Below are 19778 nucleotides of genomic sequence, written 5' to 3' on the forward strand. Positions count from 1 at the left end.
CGTTCACACCCGGGAGGTTGCCACCATGCAGACACGGTCGGACGTCGTGGTCATCGGCGCCGGGCAGGCAGGCCTGTCCGCGGGCTACTACCTGCGCCGGTTCGGACTCGAGCCCGGTGCGGGATTCGTGATCCTCGACCACTCCCCCGGCGCGGGAGGTGCGTGGCAGTTCCGGTGGCCCTCACTGACATTGAGTACCGTCAATCGCGTGCACGACCTGCCCGGCATGCCGTTCACCGATGTTCTGGACGACACCGCCGAGGTACACGCCGCCGAGGCCGTACCGCGATACTTCGCCGAGTACGAGCGCCGCTTCGAACTGCCGGTGCACCGGCCGGTGCACACCCGGGTGGTGTGTGATCAGGCGGGCGACGGCCTGCTCAGCCTGGAGACCGACTCCGGCGCGGTCACCGCCCGCGGGATCATCAACGCCACCGGCACCTGGGAGCGTCCGTTCATCCCGCGCTACCCCGGCGCCGAGCTGTTCTCGGGGCGTCAGCTGCACACCAGGGACTACCGGAGCGCCGCCGAGTTCGAGGGCCGTCACGTGGTCGTCGTGGGCGGCGGCATCTCCGCCGTGCAGCTGCTCGACGAGATCTCCCTGGTCACCTCCACCACCTGGGTGACCCGCAGCGTCCCGCAGTTCCGGGACGAACCGTTCACCGCGGAGGAGGGCAGGGCCGCAGTCGCGGTGGTCGAGGACCGGGTGCGGCGCGGCCTGCCGCCCGGCTCGGTGGTGTCGGTGACCGGGCTCCCGGTCACCCCGGCGATCCGGGCAGCCCGGGCCCGCGGCGTCCTCGCGCGACTGCCGATGTTCAGTGAGATCACCGCGGACGGGGTGCGCTGGGCGGACGGCACACACCGTCGCGCCGAGGTGATCCTGTGGTGTACGGGCTTCCGCAGCTCGCTCGACCATCTGGCCCCGCTCCGGCTGCGCGGGCCCGGCGGCGGGATCACCATGACCGGGCGGCTGGCCACGCAGGTTGCGTCCGACCCGCGGATCCACCTGCTCGGGTACGGCCCGTCCGCGAGCACGATCGGCGCAAACCGGGGTGGACGGGCGGCCGCGGCGGAGCTGATCGAGCATCTGGGCGCGACCACTCGGTAGCGGACCGCACCCGGCCCGTCAGACCGAGGCCGCGGCCCGTTGCCGGATCTGCCGCGGAGACTCACCGGCGAGGTCCCTGACGGCGCGACCGAACTGGCTCAACCCGGTGAACCCGCTCCTGCTCGCGATCTGGCCGACCGACAGGTGCGCGGCGTCCGGATCCGAGAGCAGGTCGATGCCATGTCTGACCCGTCGCCTGCGGATCATGCCGTAGACCGAAATGCCGTCGCCCTCCATGAGTTTATGGAGGTACCGGGGGCTGACGTTGATCCCCGCGGCGACGCGATCGACGTTGAGGGTCGGGTCCGTGAAGTTGCGCTCGATGAAGTCGTACACCCGGGCCCGGTTGCCGACGGCCCTCTCCTCCGGCGTTGGCGCCTCGTCGGCCGATGACTGGATCACGGCAAGCGCCAGATCCACGATCGCGTGCTCGATCAACGACTGTTCCGCGAGGGTGTTTGGGTGGTGGCGGGTGAGCGGCTCCAGCATTCCCGCCAGCGCGCTCCCGACGGGCGATCCCGGAATGACGGCGCCGGTGAGCTTTCGAGTGTCGATCGACCTCTCCGCGAGCAGCCGGCGAGGGAGATAGACGAAGACGACCTCGCTGCCTGCCGCGACATCGAGCTCGAACTCACGCCCGAAATCGACGAACGTGATGTCCCCGGCCGCGCCCCGACCCGAGGACCGATCCTGTTCCACGCCAACGGTGCCCGACCGGATGGTCGCCACCGAGACGTAGTCACCCATCTCGTCGTCCAACATGGTGCGGGTGCGGACCGCCGTGACCGCGGTCGATTTCATCCGATTCACGCGGATCGTCCCGAAGTCCGTGGATCCCATCGTCGCCCGGAACTGCGACGGTTGCTCGGCCCTGAATCGGCAGATCCCGGAGATCATGTCGATCCCATCGGCCCCGCGCATGTGGAGACCGCCAAGAAACCGTTGCGTCAGACCCGCGGTCTGCAGAGTTGCCGTGCCAGCGTTCAATTCGCCCCCAGTGTCGCCCGTGCCCCCCGACATGAGTTTCAGAACGCACTGTAACGCAACGCAACGGAACCCGTGGTCAGTCGGTCAGCCCGCGTCGGCGACCACCTGGCGCGTCTGCGTCAGCGGAGCGAACTCGAATCCCCAACCGAGCGACCGCCGCACGCCCAATGTGAGCAGCCGCTGGTACTGGGACCAGGCATGCGACTGCCAGTCCAGGAACCGCTCGACCACGAGCGTGCGCCACTGGGCATCGTCCAGGGTCAGCGCAACGGTGGACACGTGCAAACGGGTGCAGATCAGCTGTCGCTCGGCGCAGATCTCGGTGTCCGACAGCCCGGCCAGACCCACCGCGGGACACCACTCGACCCCCGCACAGGTGTCGAACCTGACGGCCGTCGCATGCCGCTCCCAGGTCGCCAACGTCTCCTCGACCGCATGCTCGTGGGCCGACAGCACCGCGTCCAGGCGGTCCCGCAACCTTCCCCCGAATGCCGCACGCAGAACCGATCGCGGCGGGGTGAAGGTCACCTCGAGCGCCGACACCGATGCGCTCTCGCGCCGCACACCACAACCCTCCCCGAACAGCCACTCGGCGACGCGCATCTCGGGTGGATGCGCGAACTCCGGTCCAGCGGTGGAGGACCCGACCCAACGCAGCCGGGAGATGTCGGGACACTGGAGCGGCGGAACCGAATCCGCGTGTGCGATAACCCACGTCATAGCGGGCATGATGACATCCGGACAACCGTTCAGACCGGACCGAATACCCAATTGTGACCCTGATGCGCGAATCGTCGAATCCCCATGCGCGGATCACCCAGTCCGGTCACGGACTCGGCACCACCACACCAATGGGTCCTGATCCCACGCACAGCGTGAGGTCCGGCTCGGCCGCGCGCACCTTGAGCAGGCCGCCGCCACCCGTCAGGCGCACGAAGACACTGTTCGCTCCGCGCCCAACCGGGACCGTCACCGGCTCCCCCTGCTGGAGCGACACCGTGATCTCGCCGTCGGCCGAGGCCAGGTAGTTCAGCCGAACGGTCCACTCCCAGCCGGCCAGCGGTCCGTCGAGCGACAGCTCGGAGACGTCCGTTCCGACGCGGTGCCCGCAGCCCGGTTCCTGGCCCGGATCGATGGCCCGAACCCACGTCACCTGCGCGTCGACCAGTCGGCCGTCATCGTCGAGCATGCGCAGCTCCGGTGTGGACGCCGCGAACTCCGGGCGATCCGGCAGCGGCCCGAGGACATGACTGACCAGGTTGTGGGGATGGGCGACGGGCAGCAGCACCCAAATCGACGCAGGCTGCTCCAGCAGCGGAACCTCGGGATGCGCCGCGAGCGCCGACCGTGCGTTGGCCAGGTAGTCGCGTGTCGTGTCGTCCCGCCAGCTGTCGGCAAAGGTCGCGGTCGAGACCAGGCTGCCTGCGACGAACGTGGACATCACCGCCACCGCCACCGCCGGTCCGCGCCGGGAACCCGCCCTTGCGGTTCGGGCGGGGGCGCGCAGGATGACGGCAAGCGCGATGGCGATGATGACGGCGCTGTCGGTCAGGTAGCGCAGCGTCTGCCCGAGCTCGAAGGTCGTCTCCGCACCCGATCGGGTGACGACCATCGCCGCGACCGAGGCGAACACATAGGCTCCCACCGCGATCCACACCCACGCGACCCGTCGCTTCCAGACGATCGTGGCGACGACAACCGCGGCGGCGAGGACCCCGCTCGCTGCGATGAGCACCCCGGGTGGGTCCGCCCACGGCGGACTCGGTGGCCAGCGGTCCCAGGTCCATGGCCCGCCGAAGAGCGTCGGCAGCAGCCCTTTCGACGTCGCATGCCGGACCATCTCGACTGCCGACGAGCCGTCGTATTCCGCGAAATCCACGGTGACGGTGAGGCGGTAGATGAGCGACCACACGACTGCCAGGAGCAGCGTGGGCGCCCAGAGGAGCGCCCCCCTGACGGCGGCGGCCCGAATCGGTCGTACCCGGCCGTCCACCCGGTAGATCAGCGCGACCGCGGCAAAGGCCACCAGCGGCACCAGCACCGCCTTCTCGAAAAACTGCAGCGATACGGCGAATGCCAGGAACCCGGAGATCGCATAGCGCGCATTACCGGTGCGGCACAGCCGAATCGCGTCCCCCGCCACCCAGGCGAGGCCGATCTGCAGCGGTAACGCATTGAGACCCGCGGCCCACCACGCGAAAGCGGGCAGGGTCAGCGGCGAGAAGAGGTAGAACACCAGCGGGATCAGGATGACCGGGCGGCGACCGAGGATCAGACGGAGCAATCGCAGCAGGGCCAACGAGGCCAGCGTCTGGAGGACGAGCAGCATCAGAGCCGCCACCAGCCAGTTGTACGGCGCCACCCTCGTTGCGATCCCGGCGACGAGGAATGCCGCCGGCATGAAATGACCATCGTGGTCGTAGAACAGGAACTGCGACGACAGCAGCGACATCGATCCGGACCGTCCGGTCAGGATCAGGTCGTCCCAGTAGAAGTAGCCGCGACTCAGGACCAGACCCCGCACGACCAGCTGCAGGGCGATCAGTGCCAGCGCGAGTTGCATGACCCGGATGCCCGACAGTTGCCACCAGCGAGGCGCCCGGGTCCGCCGCCCGTCGGCGGCAGACCCCGAGCGCCACCAGCGAGGCGCCCGGGTCCGCCGCCCGTCGGCGGCAGACCCCGAGGCGGACGCCGGGTCCGCGGGGACGAGCATCTCTGCGCGCATGGTTGCACCGACCCTAGTGGCTCGAGTCCATTGAGCCCGCATTCGTGCTGACGCTGGCTAGAATCGGTGCTGGTGTTTCCTGAGAGTCCCGTGCGACCGAGAGGACCCGAATGCGTTTCCTCAAGCTTGCCGCCACTGCCGCCGCACTCATCGCTGTGCCCGCCGCCCTCGCGGCACCAGCCGCACAGGCTCTGACTCCGCGGACCGTCTTCGGGACGGTGACCTGCAAACAGGGTCAGCGGAGTTCGCCACCGGTGGCGGTGTGGGTGGTCGCCGAGAAGGGCGAATCCGGGTGGGCGGAACTCGACGACCCGGTCGGCGCCCGCGGATCGGTGCGCGAGTACTCGTACACGGCCTATGACGCCGAGCGATTCCGACTCGTCGTCGGGTGCGGGGGAACAGCCAAGCAGGCGGAGCGGGCCGTCGTCACCGACTGGGTCAAATCCGGTCGACACAACCTGACAGTGAACTACTGACCGTCCGGCACCCGTTGCCGTGGAATTGCGCTGGGCGAGCCTCACGCCACTCCTGCCCTCCTGACCGACGGGTATTGTCGGGCGGGTGACGTGGAATGGGGTCGGGCCGATGCGATCGCTGCATCTCCGGCATCTGCTCCTCATTTCCACCATTGCGATGCTGATCGCACCGGCCGTCGCCCCGAACGGCCCCGCGACGGCAATCGGCGCGACAGTGACGGTTCTCGCCCTCCTTGCGATTGCCGGTCGCAGCGCGATCGAACCGCTGTGCCTTCTTTTCGCGCCCTCGACAGGGCCCGCGCGCGATGAACAACGCCGGCGTGGCTCATTCCGCCGCCAGAGCAGCCCCGATACACCGGGAAAGCCGCAGCCCCGGGCTCCAGGAACTCACCTCTCACTCGCGTAGCTCGTTCCCTGACTTATCCCTGCGCGCTCCCGTGCAGCGTTGAGCAATCGACGGTCAAGCGTCGCAATTCCCGCCTGCACTCGTAGAGCGCGCCTCGCAGGAGGTGTTCACTCATGCTCGATTTCATCTACTACCCGGTATCGGGAATCCTATGGATCTGGCACGCCATCTTCGGGTTCGCCTTCGGCCCGGACAGCGGACTCACCTGGGTCCTTGCCGTCACGTTTCTCGTCTTCACCCTGCGGGCATTCCTGTACGTACCCGCGGTCAAACAAATACGCACCGCGCGGCAGATGCAGGAATTGCAGCCGCAGATCAAGGCCCTGCAGAAGAAGTATCAGGGTGATCGCCAGCGGCAAGCCCTCGAAATCCAGAAGCTACAGAAAGAACACGGGTTCAACCCACTCATGGGCTGCCTGCCGATACTGGTGCAGGCACCGGTTTTCATCGGCCTTCTCCACGTCCTCCGGTCGTTCAATCGGACCGGCGACGGATTCGGGCAACTCGGTATGTCGCCTGAGGCCAATGCGAGCACTCCGAACTATTTCTTCAGCGTCGACGAGGTTCAGTCGTTCCTCTCGGCGCGCGTGTTCGGGGCCCCGATCTCGGCGTGGATCACCCAGCCGAGAGAAGCCCTCGAGGCGTTCGCTCCGTTCGGAGGGATCCCATCGGTCGCGAGTATCGCGGCAGTAGCGATCCCGCTGATGGTCGCCGCTGGCATCGCCACCCATGCGAATGCCCGCGCCTCGATTCGGCGACAGAGCCAGGCGGCTCGGGAGAACCCGCAGGCCGCAATCATGAACAGATTGATGCTCTGGGTGTTTCCGCTCGGCGTCCTCGTCGGCGGGCCATTCCTACCCATCGCGATTCTGATCTATTGGGTGAGCAACAACCTCTGGACCTACGGGCAGCAGCATCTCATTTTCCGCCGGATCGACGCCGAGGAGGACGCTCGGCAACGAAAGATCACCGCGGAGCAGGCATCGGCCGCACCCCGCCCCGGCGTTCGCCCGACACACGCAAGGCGACCCAAACGCCGGCGCTGACGCCGGGCCGCCTCGGAGGCACTCACATGTCGAACACGTCCGGATCCGGTCCCAGCCGGTTGCCGGAGTCCAGGCCGGCGATCGCGACGAGGTCATCCGCGTCGAGCTCGAATTCGAAGACGTCGATGTTCTGCCGAATCCGGTACGGCGTCACGGACTTCGGGATGACGACGTTGCCGATCTGCAGGTGCCACCGCAGCACCACCTGCGCGGTGGAGCGCTGATGCTTCTCGGCGATCCGGGCCAACACCGGATCGTCGAGCAGCGCACCGCCCTGGCCGAGGGGCGACCACGCCTCGGTGACGATGCCGTGCTCGGCATGGAACGCCCGCAGCCCCGGCTGCGCGAAGTCGGGATGCAGCTCGATCTGGTTGACGGCGGGGATCACGGACGTTTCGTCGATGATGCGGCTCAGCTGCGCGGGCTGGAAGTTGGAGACCCCGATGGAGCGCACCCGTCCCTCCGCCTTCAGCTCGGCGAAGGCACGCCAGATGGCGATGTAGTCCTCGCGCGCCGCGCGAGGCCAGTGGATCAGGTACAGGTCGAGGTAGTCGAGGCCGAGGCGCTCGAGGGAGGCGTCGAACTCGCGGCGAACCGAGTCCGCCGTCCAGGTCTCCCCCGCGCCGTTCCACAGCTTGGTGGTGACGAACAACTCGTCCCGCGCCACCCCGGAGTCCGCGATCGCCCGGCCGGTGCCCACCTCGTTGCGGTAGATGGCCGCGGTGTCGATGCTCCGGTAACCGATGCTCAACGCGCTGGTGACGGCCGAATAGCTCTCGTCGTCGGGCACCTGCCACACGCCGAAGCCGAGCTGCGGGATGGTGTTGCCGTCGTTCAACGTCACGTTCGGGACAGGGCTCACAGAGGTCATGCAACGGACAACTCCGGCCGTCGGAGCCTTGTTCCCCACGCGACTGAGACAATCGTCGCCATGACCGCAACACTGCACGCCGACGGGCTGTCCGCATCCCGCGGCGAGCGCACCCTCTTCTCCGGGCTCGACCTCGTCGTGGCCCCCGGCGACGTGATCGGGCTGGTAGGCGCCAACGGCGCGGGCAAGTCGACCCTGCTCTCCATCCTGTCCGGACACAGCACCGCCGACATCGAGGGCGCGGTGACGCTCAGCCCGCCGCACGCCACCGTGGGCTATCTCACTCAGGAACCCGAACGCCTCGCAGGCGAGAGTGTCGAGGGATTCCTCGGCAGGCGCACGGGCGTCACCGGGGCAGAGGAGGAGATGAACGCGGCCGCGGAGGCGCTCGCGGAGGACGGCGGCGACGACCGGTACTCGCACGCGCTCGAGCGGTGGCTCGGCCTCGGCGGCGCCGACCTGTCCGAGCGCGCCGAGAAGGTACTGAGCGACCTCGGCCTGGACGTCGGACTCGACGCGGAGATGACCGCACTGTCCGGCGGCCAGGCCGCGCGTGCCGGCCTCGCCTCGCTACTGCTCTCCCGATACGACGTGCTGCTGCTCGACGAACCGACAAACGACCTGGACCTCGACGGCCTCGAGCGGCTCGAACGGTTCGTCGAGGAGGCCCGCACCGGCATCGTGGTGGTCAGCCACGATCGAGAGTTCCTGGCGCGGACCGTGACCGGAATCGTCGAACTCGATCTCGCCCAGCAGCAGATCGCGGTCTACGACGGCGGCTACGAGGCCTACCTCGCGGAGCGGGCCATCGCCCGCCAGCACGCGCGGGAACGCTACGAGGACTACGCCGACACCAAGTCCGGTCTCGAGGATCGCGCTCAGATGCAGCGCAATTGGCTCGAGCACGGTGTCCGCAACGCCCGGCGGAAAGCCAAGGGCGCAGACTCCGACAAGATGGGACGCAAGGCCCGCTCCGAGTCCACCGAGAAGCAGGCCGCGAAGGCCAGGCAGACGCAGCGCCGCATCGAGCGGCTCGAGGTCGTCGAGGAGCCCCGCAAGGAGTGGGAACTTCGGATGCAGATCGCGGACGCACCACGAAGCGGCACCGTGGTGGCCACCGTCAGTGGCGCGGTTGTTCAGCGTGAAACATTCCGACTCGGACCGATCAGCGCCCAGATCGAATGGGGCGACCGGGTTCTCATCACCGGGCCGAACGGTTCGGGCAAGACGACACTGCTTCGGCTGCTCCTCGGCAAGCTCGTTCCCGACGCGGGCACCGCTGCGCTCGGGTCCGGCGTCGCGGTCGGTGAGGTCGACCAGGCCCGCGGACTGTTCGAGGGCGACGAGGCCCTGGCGGCGGCGTTCGGCGCCCAGGTCCCCGACTGGCCCGACGCCGAGGTGCGCACCCTGCTCGCCAAGTTCGGCCTACGCGGCGCGCACGTCCTGCGGTCGGCGAGCTCGCTCTCCCCCGGCGAACGCACCAGGGCCGCACTGGCTCTCCTCCAGGCCCGCGGGGTGAACCTGCTGGTCCTCGACGAGCCGACCAACCATCTGGACCTGCCCGCCATCGAGCAGCTCGAGCGCGCGATGGACGAGTACGAGGGCACACTGCTGCTCGTCACCCACGACCGGCGGATGCTGGACACGATGCGCAGCACCCGCCGGTGGCGGATGGACGGCGGTCAGCTCACGGAATCCTGATCAGCCACCGAAGAGCTGCTGACCGATATAGCCACCCTTGGCACAGCCGGGCGGGATCGCGAACACCGCGGACCCGATCGGCGTCGTCCACTGGTTCAGCATGTCCAGCTCCGAAAGTCGTTGCTGGATGGGCACGAACTGGGCATCGACGTCGGCCTGGTAGCAGACGAAGATCAGACCCGAGTCCGAGATCTCGCCCCCAGCCGGCGCCTCGTCGTAGTTGTACCCGCGCCGGTGGATCCGCTGCCGCGGGTCCGCCGACCTGGCCCTGGCGATGTGCGAGAACTCCGGGATCACCGGAAACCCGGTCGCGCCCATCGCGGCGAAGTCGGGCTCGTCATGTTCCGAATCGCCTGTCAGCGGCGCTCCGTCCGACAGCCTGCGCCCCACCGATTGCTCGCGTCCCGGCCGGTCCACCTTGTCCCACTCGTCGAGGTCGAGGTGGGTGCGCCGGATCACCACCGAGGTTCCGCCCGCCATCCACGCCTGCCCGGACCCGGTGTCCCAGACCAGGTCCGCGAAATCCGCGGTACCGGGTGACGGGTTCACCGTGCCGTCCACCTGACCGAACAGGTTCCGCATCGTGGTGCCGGGAGCCTGCGTGCCACGGGCCCGGCGGAAGCCGCGCTGGGTCCAGCGCACCGAGCTGAAACCCGCGGAGCCCTTGAGCAGCACCCGCAGCGCGTGCGCCACGGTGACCGGGTCCTCCGCGCCGACCTGGAGCAGCAGATCACCTCCGCTCCACCGGTCCTCGAGCTTGTCAACCGCGAACGGGGGCAGCGGCCGCAGCCATGCCGGACGCAGGTGCTCGACGTCCCCGAGCCGGAAGACGCCAGGACCGAAGCCGACCGTGACCGTGAGTCGGGTCGGCTCGGTGGCCAGGTCCGGTTCGGTGTCCGCCAGCGCCGCTCGGCCCTCGGTGAGCCGGGCCGCGTCCTCGGTCCACACCTTCAGCAAGCGGATCAGCGCGGCCCGGTCCACCTCCGGTCGGAGATCGAGCGCGACGAACGTCGAGTGCGCCTGCGGCGCCGTGGCGATGCCCGCCTGATGCGTGCCGTAGAACGGCTCGACCTCCGATTCGGTTGGCACCGACGGCACCGCCGCCTGCTGCTCCTTGTCGAGCGTGACCTCGCGTGCGCCCCAGGCCAGGCCGGTGCCGCCGAGAACGACGGCACCGGCGCTGAGCAGGCGGCGCCGGCTCAGCTCAGCCATGATTCCCTTCGTAGCTCTCGTTGGCTCCTGTGAAATCCCGAACCTGAACGTTGGTCTCGGAGGTGGACCCGTCGCCGAAGGTGAGGGTCAGCGGCACGTCGGTGCCCGCCTTCACGGGAGCGGGCAGGCGAAGGAACATGATGTGGTCCGCCCCTGGCTCGAGCTTGTGCGTACCCGAGGCGGGGATCGCCACCCCGCCCTCCTTCTTCTGCATCACCATGGTCCCGTCGGGGCCCATCGCCATCTCGTGCACCTCGACGGCAGGCGAGATCGGGCTGCTCACCGCGACCAGGGTCGCGTCGGTCCCCGATTCGTTGACGAGGGTGCCGAAGGCCGCGGTCATCCCGCTGTCGGCCGCCTTCACCCAGGACTCGGTCAGGGTCACCGATTCGGCGGCCGGACGCGCCTCGTCGGCAGAGTTGTCGGAGTCCGAGGAGCAGCCCGCGAGTGCGAGTCCCATGGACAGAGCGGCGCCTGCGGCCAGCATTCGCCTGCGAGTGAAGATGTTGTTGCTCATGACTGATGTTCCTTCGATACGAGTTCGTTTGTCTTGGAGTGTTTTCCGGAGCGCCACGCGGCGATCGCGAGCGCGAGCCCGGCGATCACCAGGGCGGCCGGCCCGAGCAGGCGGCGATACAGCGGCGATGATTCCGCGGTAGGCGGCCGCTCGGCGGGCACCTGGGCAGCGGAGACCGGCGCCTGCGTCGTCGCGGCGACCGAGTCCCCTGAGGGCGCGCCCACCTGGTAGCCGAACGTGCCGGTGAGCGGGTGCCCGTCGTCGGACACCGCCCGCCAGCGGACGTTGACGGACCCGGAGCCTGCCTTCACCCGTTGGATCATCCTGGCGCCGTCGCGCGTGACCGGACCGTCGTCGAGCCGGGTCCCGTCCGCGGTGGTGACCACGATCGCGGCACCCGTCTTCTGCACCGCCGTGGAGAAGGTCAACACCACCTCGGTTGGCGGCGCCGCCAGCACGCCGTCACGAGCGGGAGACGTGGACAGCAGTTCGGAGTGCGCCGACGCCATCGGTGCGGTCAGCAGGACCGCGCCCATGGCCAGCAGCAGGGCGATCGCCGCCCGCCTCATGCCGGTTGCCGCCTCGAACGCAGCCCCAGCAACACGTCCACGATGAGGAAGCCGAGCAGCGAGAGGCCGAGCAGCGGCACGAAGATGCCGACGGCAACCGCGACCGCCGCGATGCCACCGATGGCGGGCCAGGGCAGCCGCCGCAGGGCGCCGCGGCGCGGCACGGTGCCGAGCGCGAAGCCCTCCGAGCGGCGGGGACGTCGCTGCCACCACATCCGGTAGCCGGTCACGATCAGCGTGATCAGCGACAGCGCGAGCGCCCCGAGCAGCAGCTGGTTGGCGAAGCCGAACAGGGTGCCCATGTGGCCGGCGATCCCCCACTGGCTCAGCTTGGCCGCCAGCGGCCAGTCCGCGAACCGGAGCTCGTCGGTGACCTGCATCGTCGCGGCGTCGACCGCGATCGAATCGCCGCCGGTCGCGGTCTCCTTCACCGTCCAGGCCTTCGAGGCGCTGGCCGGGATCGTCGCGGACAGCGATCCGGTCATCCCCTGATTGCGGGCCACCGCCAGCACGCCGTCCACGGCCGACGGGTCCACCGGCGCGCCGTCGACGACCGGGACGGCCGGTGCGCCGTGCCCCGCGTGCTCGCCCGCGGGCGCAGCCGGGACGGACCCGAGCGTGGTGTCCAGCTTCGGGGTGGTCCAGCTCATCTCGGTGCGGACCGTCTTCACGTTCTTGCCGGCATGGTCCGACCAGGTCAGTCCGGTGATCGAGAGGAAGATCAGGCCGAGCGCCGCGCAGGCACCGACGACACCGTGCCAGTTCAGCGTGCTCCGTCGGCCGGTCACCGACCGGTCCACAGTCAGCAACCGGCCCCGGGTGCCGTTCGCGCGGTCGCGGCGGTACTTGGTCCACCACAGGTACAGACCGGCCAGCGCGATCACGCCGAGCCAGGATGCCGCCAACTCGCTGTAGAGGTTGCCGACCTCGCCCAGGTGCAGGTTCTTGTGCAACGCCGACAGCCAGGCCCGCAGCGGGAGGTCACCGGAGTCCGTCGCGAGTGCGCCGAGCACCTTGCCGCTGCCCGGGTCGACGAAAACGGTCGTCTCCCCCGAGCCGACGCTCGGGTCGGCGAACACCACTCGGGTCGACCCTCCGGCCTCGGCGGTCTGCAGCGACAGCACCGTGGACGGGTCGCGGCCGTCGAGCGCGGCCTGGAGCTGCTCGGACGCGGGCAGCGGGCTATCCGAGGCGGGCGCCTCGAGGTAGCTCCCGTAGGCGAGCTTCTCCAGCGTCGGCGCGAACGCGTAGACGAATCCCGTCATGGCCGCGACCAGGAGGAACGGGCCGACGAACACGCCGGCATAGAAGTGCAGCCGCAGCAAGAGCTTGCGTAGCGCCTGGGATTCGGTGCCCGGCGGGGTGGATTTGGGCACGCCGGGTTCGGTGGTGATGGTCATGACATCGCTTTCGTCGATCAGACTTTGGGTGCGCGGGACCCTATGGGAACCGCGAGAGACCGCGCCCCGGCCAAGCGGCCGTGGTTACGCGGTGGGGTGAGGTGTGATCAGACGAAAAGCGGTGGGCCGCGCCGCGATACCGACACGCGGCAGAGCGCGGATACGAGCGGGTGCACCTCGGCGACAGGTCGCCAGCTGCGGGGTCGTTCGAGGACCGGGATGGCGACGACGACCGCGGCGACGATCGCGCGCAGCGCGGCCTCCGTGCGCGGGCCGATCCGTTCGGCCGCCGCGATGAGTGCGGCACAGACGCCGATCGCGACGGCGTGCGCGGCGAGCATCTGCGTGCTCATGCCGCCGATCGGCCCCGAGGACATGTCCGCGTGGTGACCGCCGCCGCCGAACGCCAGCGTCGTGTGGGCGCCGAGCTGCCCGACCGCCAGGATCGGGACCAGCGCGGGTCCCCCACGGCGAAGCACGGGCACCGCGGCCATCACGGCGACCAGCACCGCGGAGAATCCGACGAGGAGCATGAGGGTGGATCCGGAAGGCAGTCCGCCGCCGCCCGCGCCGTGCGCGGCAACGGCCACGGCCGCGGTGGTCGAACCCACGGACGCGCAGCGCACACGGCGAGAGAGCTTCTCACCTGGGCCGACGCGCATGGGCGAACCGTACTACATCGAGTAGGACTCATTCGCCGGCCGTGGGAACTACTTGACAGACTGTTGTGTTTTCCCAACAATCTGATGCATGAGCCCGGTACGACGCGGCGAATCGCGCCCGATCTTCAACCGCATCGCGGTGCTGCGGGCCGAGCGCTCGCTGAGTCGGGTCCGGCTGGCGGAACTGATCGAGGTGAACCCGCAGACCGTTGGCGCGCTCGAACGCGGCGACCACTACCCGAGCCTCGACGTGGCGATGCGGATCTGCGAGGTGTTCGGCCTGCCGATCGAGGCGGTGTTCTCGCGGTCCGAGTTCACGCCACTGTCCACCGAGCTCTACCGATCACGCGAATCAGGAGCGAACCGAGATGCCTGAGATGAACCTCGTCGAGCGCTATCAGGCGTACCGAGTGCGCCGGTTCCTCGCGAACTCCGAGAAGTGGCGGCACATGCTGCCCGGCTGGCGTACCCAGCGCCGGCGTCGAATCCTCGTGATCGCGCTCGCCGCGACCTTCGCCTTCATGCTCACGGTCGGGGTGTTGTGCCACTTCTTCGAACGCGGCCCGCTGCTGTGGCTGCCCGCCTGCCTGCTGTTCATCCCGATCTGGACCTCACTGCAGATCGTCTCCGGCCGCCTTGGCGACGCGCCCTCCGGGACCCTCGACGAGTGGGAGGTGCAGCAGCAGAACGCCGCCCGCTCCACCGGACTGTCCATCACCCAGTCGCTGGTGATGATCCCGGTGACCTACCTGATCGTCGGTAGCGTGGTCACCGAGGGAAACCACACCACGATGGCCTACACCGGCGGGCTGCTGACCCTCACCACGCTGATGATCGGCGGCTGCTCGCCCGCCATGATCCTGGCCTGGAGCCGACCCGATCCCGATCCCGAGTCCGACGAATTCCCCATGGAGGCAGCGTGACCGACAGCAACACCCTCACCATCGACCGCATCTCCAAGCGCTACGGCGACGTGGTCGCGCTCGACGACCTCAGCTTCGAGGTGCGCCAGGGCGAGATCTTCGGATTCGTCGGCAGCAACGGCGCGGGCAAGACCACCACCATGCGGATCGCGCTCGGCGTGCTGTCCGCCGATTCCGGCGAGGTGCGACTCGGCGGCAGGCCCGTCGACCTGGACGTGCGTCGCACCATCGGGTACATGCCCGAGGAGCGCGGCCTCTACCCGAAGATGAAGGTCGGCGCCCAGCTTTCGTACCTTGCCGAACTGCACGGACTCTCGCGCGCCGAGGCGAGGTCGGCGGTGGCCCGCTGGACCGAGCGGCTCGGTATCGCCGAACGCGTCGGTGACACGGTCGACTCGCTGAGCCTGGGCAACCAGCAGCGGGTCCAGTTGGCCGCGGCGCTGGTGCACGACCCGGCGGTGCTGGTCCTGGACGAGCCGTTCTCCGGGCTCGACCCGGTCGCGGTGGACGTGATGAGCGACGTCCTGATCGAGAAGGCGAAGACCGGGGTGCCGGTGATCTTCTCCAGCCACCAGCTCGACCTCGTGCAGCGACTGTGCGACCGCGTCGGCATCATCAAGCACGGCAAGATGCGTGCGATCGGCACAGTTGACGAACTGCGCGGCGGCGAGAACACCCAGCTCGTCGTGCACGCCCCCGGCGCGACCGCGGACTGGGCACGGCACCTGGCAGGGGTGAGCACGGTCAGCCACACCGACGGGCGCACCGTGCTGACGCTCGACCCCGGCGCCGACGACCAGGAGATCCTCGCCGCCGCCCTGAAAACCGGACCGGTGCACGAGTTCTCGTTGCACCGCCCGTCCCTCACCGAACTGTTCCGAGAGGTGGTCGCGGCATGAACACCGCCCGCGCGGTACGCCTGGTCGCCAAGCGCGAGTTCCTCACCCAGGTCCGCAAGAAGAGCTTCCTGATCAGCAATCTGGTCATCCTGATCGCCATCGTCGGCGGCATCGTCGGGTACTCGATCTTCTCGGGCGGCGACGAGGCCGACCGCGCCGCCATCGGACTGGTCGGGGACCAGTCGCTGTCCCCGGCCCTGGTGGCCGCCGGTGAGCAGGTGGGCACGTCGGTTGAGGTGTCCGAGATCCCCGACGAACAGACCGCTCGAGATCGCGTCGGCAGCGGTGACCTGGACGTGGCCCTGATCCCGAACCCGGACGGTTCCGCCACCGCGGTCACCGAAACCGAGATCGACGCCGGGCTGCGCACCGTGGTCGACATCGCGGTCACCGGCCAGGCACAGCAGCGGGCGCTGACGGCCCAGGGCGTCGACGTCGAACAACTGAGCGCGGACGTGGGCGCGGCCGTGGTCACGGTGGAGACGATCGATCCGCCCGACCCCGAGGAGGGCCAGCGCGTCGCGATGTCCATCGCCGCGGTGACCCTGTTGTACATGCAGATCCTCGGCTTCGGCATGTACGTCGCGATGGGCGTCGTGGAGGAGAAGTCCAGCCGGGTGGTCGAGCTGCTGCTGTCCACCCTGCGCCCGCTGCAACTGTTGTGGGGCAAGGTCATCGGCATCGGCGCGGTCGGACTGGTGCAGCTGACGGCATACGGTGTCGCTGGGGTCGGCGCCGGGCTCGCCACCGGCGTCCTGACCGTCACCGGCACCGCGCTCGGCGTGTTCGCGGGCACCCTCGGCTGGTTCGTCCTCGGCTTCACGTTCTTCGCGGTGCTCTACGCCGCGGCCGGCTCGATGGTCTCGCGCCAGGAGGACGTGAACTCCACCACGATGCCCCTGATGCTGCTGATCATGGCGATGTTCTTCTCCGCCTTCTCCGCGGTCGGCAACCCGGACGGCACCCTGAGCAACGTGCTGAGCTGGATCCCGCCGTTCTCGGCGATCCTGATGCCGCTGCGGATCGCGGCCGGGGTGACAGGCCCGGTGCAGGTGATCGGCACTATCGTGCTGATGACAGCGGTCACCGTGGCGCTCTCGCTCGTCGCCGCGAAGATCTACCAGCGCTCGATCCTGCGGGTCGGCAAGACGGTGTCCTGGCGGGAGGCGTTCGGCCGATAGGGTCGGGCCATGACCGTGCGCCTGTCGGCCCAGCAGATCCTGGACCTGGTACTCGATTCGGGGAGCTTCGAGCCCTGGGACCGGCCGCCGGTACCGGTCCAGGCGAACGCCTCCTACCGCGCCGACCTCGACGCGGCCGCCGCCAAGACCGGCCTGGACGAGTCGGTGATCACCGGAGTCGGGACGGTTCGGGGTCGCCGGGTCGCGGTGATCGCCTGCGAGTTCGGCTTCCTCGCCGGGTCCATCGGCGTCGCCGCCGCCGAGCGGATCGTCACCGCGATCGAGCGGGCGACCGCCGAGCGGCTGCCGCTGCTGGCCTCCCCGACGTCGGGCGGCACCCGGATGCAGGAGGGCACCCTCGCCTTCGTGCAGATGGTGAAGATCGCGGCGGCGGTCACCGTGCACAAGGCCGCGCACCTGCCGTACCTGGTGTACCTGCGCAACCCGACGACCGGCGGGGTGTTCGCGTCCTGGGGTTCGCTCGGGCACGTCACGGTCGCCGAGCCGGGGGCGCTGATCGGTTTCCTGGGTCCTCGGGTCTACCAGGCGCTGTACGGCGAGAAGTTCCCCGAGGGCGTGCAGACCGCCGAGAATCTCTACAACAGCGGGGTCATCGACGGCGTCGTGGCACCGGAGTGGTTGCGGCACCTGGTTCATCGCGCGTTGCGGGTGATGACCGGCGAGACCGGGCGGTGGCAGGATCCGCATCCCGAGCCCGCCGACATCCCGGACGTGCCCGCCTGGCAGTCGGTGATGCTCTCGCGCCGGGCCGACCGCCCCGGCATCCGGCAACTGCTGCGGTACGCGGCCACCGAGCAGATCCCGCTCAGCGGCACCGGTCAGGGCGAGGCGGACCAGACCGTGCTGGTGTCGCTGGCGCGGTTCCGGGGGGCGCCGTGCGTGCTGTTCGGCCAGGACCGCAGCGGTCAGTCCCCGGAACACACGATGGGTCCGGCCGCGCTCCGCGAGGCGAGGCGGGCGATGAAACTCGCCGAGGAACTGCGGATCCCGCTTGTGCTGGTCATCGACACGCTCGGTGCCTCGCTGTCGAAGGAGGCCGAGGAGAAGGGGCTGGCCCCGGAGATCGCGCGCTGCCTCGCGGACCTGGTCACCCTCGACACGGCCACCGTCTCGGTGCTGCTCGGGCAGGGCACCGGCGGCGGCGCCCTCGCGCTGCTGCCGGCGGACCGGGTGTTGTCCGCGCAGAACGGTTGGCTCGCACCGCTTCCCCCGGAGGGCGCGAGCGCCATCGTGCACCGCGACACCACGCACGCGCCACAGATGGCCGCCGCTCAGGGCATCCGCTCATTGGACCTGTTGCGGGACGGCATCATCGACGCGATCATCCCGGAATTGCCCGACGCGGCTGACGAGCCGATCGGGTTCTCCAAGCGGGTCGGCGAGGCGATCGCCAGGGAGCTGTCCGGCCTGGTCGATCAGCCCGCGGCGGATCGGTACGCGGCCCGGATCGCGCGCTACAGGAACCTGGGCGTGCCGCGCTGAACCGTCAGCGATACCCGGTGGTGTCGGCCGGTTTGCCGGGGTCCTGGACCTCGACCAGGTATCGCCACGCATCGGGCCTGCTGCCGTCGAGATCGGTGAAGCCGTACTCGCGCGCCAACTGCCCGCTGGAGAGCGACTGCCCGTTCCAGCGCGCGACATCGGGATCCTGCGCGAGGGCCGCGACGCCTCGGCCCACGTAGCTGGGGCTCTCCGAGATGGCGAAATGCGGGATCCGCTCGGTGGCATCGCGCCAGTTCGCTTCGGTGACCCCGAAGTTGTCGAGCATCATCTCCGACCGCAGCCAGCCCGGAGTGACCAGGACCGCGGTCGCACCGCGCGGGCCCAGCTCGTGGGCCAGCCCGAAAGCCATCCGGCTGACCGCGGCCTTGGCCAGGTCGTAGAAGAACGACACCCGGTAATTGGCGGCGTTGTACTCGTCGGTCCCGTCGGTCACCTCGACGACCAGGCCACCCGGGGTCTCCAGGAGGAGCGGGATCGCGAAATGGCTTGTGATGGCGTGGGTGTCGACGCCGAGCCGCAGGTACCGCAGGCCAACATCGAGGGAGGACTCCCACACCGTCTTGTCCCATTCCATCTCGGTGGCTCCCCAGATGTCGTTGACCAACACGTGCAGGGCGCCCTGCTCGTCCCGGATCCGCGCCACCAGCGCGCGCACCTCCTCCGGCACCAGATGGTCGACCCGGACCGGGATCCCGTGACCACCCGCGGCGTCCACGAGGGCCGCGGTCTCCTCGATCGTCTCCGACCGGTCCATCTCCGACCGCTCCGACCCACTGGTGCGGCCGGTGACGTAGACGGTGGCGCCCGCCGCACCGAGCTCGGTGGCGATCCCCCGGCCCGCGCCCCTGGTCGCGCCCGCGACCAGTGCCACCTTCCCGCGCATCAGGAAGCTCCGCCCGCCGCGGTCGCGGGGATGATCACCGCCACCACGATCGCCGCGTTCACGGCCTCGACCGTCCTGCGAACCGCCACCCCCGCCCACTCACCGTCGGCGATCTCCTTGGCCCGCTTCTTGATTGCGCGTCGGTCACCGTCCGTGACGACCTTGGTCGTCGCGTCGACGGCGGAGAGCAGCGAGATCAGCGCGGCGGTCCGCTCGGTCGGCGTGGCGCCGTCCACCAATGCCGCACGTAGCTCGTCGCGGACCGCACGCTCGTGGCTCTCGTCGACCGCGGGCCACACCGTGGTCGGGAAGATCCCGAGCAGGCGCCCCTTCGACTCGCGGACCCAGCCCCTGTCCACGATTCGCTGGAGAAGGGCCTCGCGCAGCCGCTGGTCGATCTTCTCGATCGCGCGCTCCGGCTTGAGCGGCTTCGATTCCCGGATCCGAGCGACCGCACCCGCGAGGATCGGGTCCTCGGGCGGCGCGTCCTCGCTCAGCACGAGCCTGCCCTTCTTCACCTCCTCCCCCTCACCGGCCGGGTGAACCAGGCCACCCAACGCGAGTTCGAGGAGGACGGCACCGGCCAACGCCCTGGGCAGCGCGGTGCTGTCGATCAGCGGCTTGCCGGATTCGTCATCGAGCAGGAGCAGGAGCAGATCTTCGGCGAGAAGAGTCATGCATCCACGGT

General features: G+C 69.3%; 21 protein-coding genes. 10 read left to right on the forward strand and 11 right to left on the reverse strand.

Annotation, left to right across the window (positions count from 1 at the left end):
* Positions 1-25 precede the first annotated feature (25 nt).
* Complete coding sequence (locus BTZ20_RS21170) at positions 26-1108, forward strand: NAD(P)-binding domain-containing protein (RefSeq protein ID WP_077042708.1); 1083 nt, start codon at positions 26-28, stop codon at positions 1106-1108.
* A gap of 18 nt (positions 1109-1126) precedes the next feature.
* Here the strand turns inward: BTZ20_RS21170 and BTZ20_RS21175 are convergent, their stop codons facing one another.
* The 3 genes from BTZ20_RS21175 to BTZ20_RS21185 form a co-directional block, all read right to left on the reverse strand.
* Positions 1127-2029, reverse strand: coding sequence for a helix-turn-helix domain-containing protein (locus BTZ20_RS21175; protein WP_189636523.1), 903 nt, complete (start codon positions 2027-2029; stop codon positions 1127-1129).
* 150 nt (positions 2030-2179) lie between these two features.
* Positions 2180-2815 (reverse strand): relaxase domain-containing protein, encoded by a 636-nt coding sequence (locus BTZ20_RS21180; RefSeq protein WP_077042710.1) that lies wholly within the window; start codon positions 2813-2815, stop codon positions 2180-2182.
* 106 nt (positions 2816-2921) lie between these two features.
* Complete coding sequence (locus BTZ20_RS21185) at positions 2922-4658, reverse strand: hypothetical protein (protein WP_077042711.1); 1737 nt, start codon at positions 4656-4658, stop codon at positions 2922-2924.
* A 272-nt stretch (positions 4659-4930) separates the two neighbouring features.
* On the opposite strand from BTZ20_RS21185, the gene BTZ20_RS21190 reads away from it, so the two are divergent.
* The 3 genes from BTZ20_RS21190 to yidC all read left to right on the forward strand — a co-directional run bounded on the left by BTZ20_RS21190 (position 4931) and on the right by yidC (position 6748).
* On the forward strand, positions 4931-5296 hold the full coding sequence (locus BTZ20_RS21190; protein WP_077042712.1) for a hypothetical protein: 366 nt from the start codon (positions 4931-4933) through the stop codon (positions 5294-5296).
* A 157-nt stretch (positions 5297-5453) separates the two neighbouring features.
* The gene (locus BTZ20_RS28525; RefSeq protein ID WP_083742982.1) at positions 5454-5702 is read left to right on the forward strand and encodes a DUF6412 domain-containing protein; all 249 of its coding nucleotides are present in this window, start codon (positions 5454-5456) and stop codon (positions 5700-5702) included.
* 113 nt (positions 5703-5815) lie between these two features.
* A complete protein-coding gene (gene yidC, locus BTZ20_RS21200; RefSeq protein WP_083742778.1) occupies positions 5816-6748 on the forward strand; it encodes a membrane protein insertase YidC in 933 nt (310 codons plus the stop codon).
* A gap of 22 nt (positions 6749-6770) precedes the next feature.
* Here yidC and BTZ20_RS21205 read toward each other — a convergent pair whose 3' ends face one another.
* Complete coding sequence (locus tag BTZ20_RS21205; RefSeq protein ID WP_189636524.1) at positions 6771-7619, reverse strand: aldo/keto reductase; 849 nt, start codon at positions 7617-7619, stop codon at positions 6771-6773.
* A 60-nt stretch (positions 7620-7679) separates the two neighbouring features.
* On the opposite strand from BTZ20_RS21205, the gene BTZ20_RS21210 reads away from it, so the two are divergent.
* On the forward strand, positions 7680-9320 hold the full coding sequence (locus BTZ20_RS21210; protein ID WP_077042713.1) for an ABC-F family ATP-binding cassette domain-containing protein: 1641 nt from the start codon (positions 7680-7682) through the stop codon (positions 9318-9320).
* On the opposite strand, the gene BTZ20_RS21215 is transcribed toward BTZ20_RS21210, so the two are convergent.
* From BTZ20_RS21215 to BTZ20_RS21235, 5 genes are all read right to left on the reverse strand, one after another.
* Positions 9321-10532: a Dyp-type peroxidase gene (locus BTZ20_RS21215; protein ID WP_077042714.1), complete on the reverse strand. Its 1212-nt coding sequence runs from the start codon at positions 10530-10532 to the stop codon at positions 9321-9323.
* Positions 10525-11049, reverse strand: a complete 525-nt coding sequence (locus BTZ20_RS21220; protein WP_077042715.1) for a copper chaperone PCu(A)C — start codon at positions 11047-11049, stop codon at positions 10525-10527. The genes BTZ20_RS21215 and BTZ20_RS21220 overlap by 8 nt, the downstream gene beginning before the upstream one ends.
* The gene (locus BTZ20_RS21225) at positions 11046-11618 is read right to left on the reverse strand and encodes a copper resistance protein CopC (protein ID WP_077042716.1); all 573 of its coding nucleotides are present in this window, start codon (positions 11616-11618) and stop codon (positions 11046-11048) included. The genes BTZ20_RS21220 and BTZ20_RS21225 overlap by 4 nt, the downstream gene beginning before the upstream one ends.
* Complete coding sequence (locus BTZ20_RS21230) at positions 11615-13018, reverse strand: PepSY-associated TM helix domain-containing protein (protein WP_077042717.1); 1404 nt, start codon at positions 13016-13018, stop codon at positions 11615-11617. Before BTZ20_RS21230 ends, BTZ20_RS21225 begins: the two co-directional genes overlap by 4 nt.
* Positions 13019-13125: 107 nt before the next feature.
* Entirely contained in the window at positions 13126-13629 is a 504-nt protein-coding gene (locus BTZ20_RS21235; RefSeq protein WP_145982382.1) for a hypothetical protein, read from the reverse strand.
* A 139-nt stretch (positions 13630-13768) separates the two neighbouring features.
* Here BTZ20_RS21235 and BTZ20_RS21240 point away from each other — a divergent pair, with 139 nt between their 5' ends.
* From BTZ20_RS21240 to BTZ20_RS21260, 5 genes are read left to right on the forward strand one after another with little or no spacing between them, the layout of a single operon-like run.
* Positions 13769-14056, forward strand: coding sequence for a helix-turn-helix transcriptional regulator (locus BTZ20_RS21240; RefSeq protein WP_077042719.1), 288 nt, complete (start codon positions 13769-13771; stop codon positions 14054-14056).
* On the forward strand, positions 14049-14603 hold the full coding sequence (locus BTZ20_RS21245; protein ID WP_077042720.1) for a hypothetical protein: 555 nt from the start codon (positions 14049-14051) through the stop codon (positions 14601-14603). Before BTZ20_RS21240 ends, BTZ20_RS21245 begins: the two co-directional genes overlap by 8 nt.
* Positions 14600-15502 carry an ABC transporter ATP-binding protein gene (locus tag BTZ20_RS21250; protein ID WP_077042721.1) on the forward strand — a complete coding sequence of 301 codons (903 nt, stop codon included), beginning with the start codon at positions 14600-14602 and terminating at the stop codon, positions 15500-15502. Before BTZ20_RS21245 ends, BTZ20_RS21250 begins: the two co-directional genes overlap by 4 nt.
* Positions 15499-16683: an ABC transporter permease gene (locus tag BTZ20_RS21255; protein ID WP_077042722.1), complete on the forward strand. Its 1185-nt coding sequence runs from the start codon at positions 15499-15501 to the stop codon at positions 16681-16683. The genes BTZ20_RS21250 and BTZ20_RS21255 overlap by 4 nt, the downstream gene beginning before the upstream one ends.
* 9 nt (positions 16684-16692) lie before the next feature.
* On the forward strand, positions 16693-18186 hold the full coding sequence (locus tag BTZ20_RS21260) for a carboxyl transferase domain-containing protein (RefSeq protein WP_077042723.1): 1494 nt from the start codon (positions 16693-16695) through the stop codon (positions 18184-18186).
* A 4-nt stretch (positions 18187-18190) separates the two neighbouring features.
* On the opposite strand, the gene BTZ20_RS21265 is transcribed toward BTZ20_RS21260, so the two are convergent.
* Together BTZ20_RS21265 and BTZ20_RS21270 are read right to left on the reverse strand one after the other, a co-directional pair.
* Positions 18191-19090: an SDR family oxidoreductase gene (locus BTZ20_RS21265; RefSeq protein ID WP_077042724.1), complete on the reverse strand. Its 900-nt coding sequence runs from the start codon at positions 19088-19090 to the stop codon at positions 18191-18193.
* Positions 19090-19767 carry a GOLPH3/VPS74 family protein gene (locus BTZ20_RS21270; RefSeq protein ID WP_077042725.1) on the reverse strand — a complete coding sequence of 226 codons (678 nt, stop codon included), beginning with the start codon at positions 19765-19767 and terminating at the stop codon, positions 19090-19092. The genes BTZ20_RS21265 and BTZ20_RS21270 overlap by 1 nt, the downstream gene beginning before the upstream one ends.
* Positions 19768-19778 lie beyond the last annotated feature (11 nt).

It is taken from the genome of Rhodococcus sp. MTM3W5.2, assembly GCF_001984015.1.
Lineage (GTDB): Bacteria > Actinomycetota > Actinomycetes > Mycobacteriales > Mycobacteriaceae > Rhodococcus_G > Rhodococcus_G oryzae.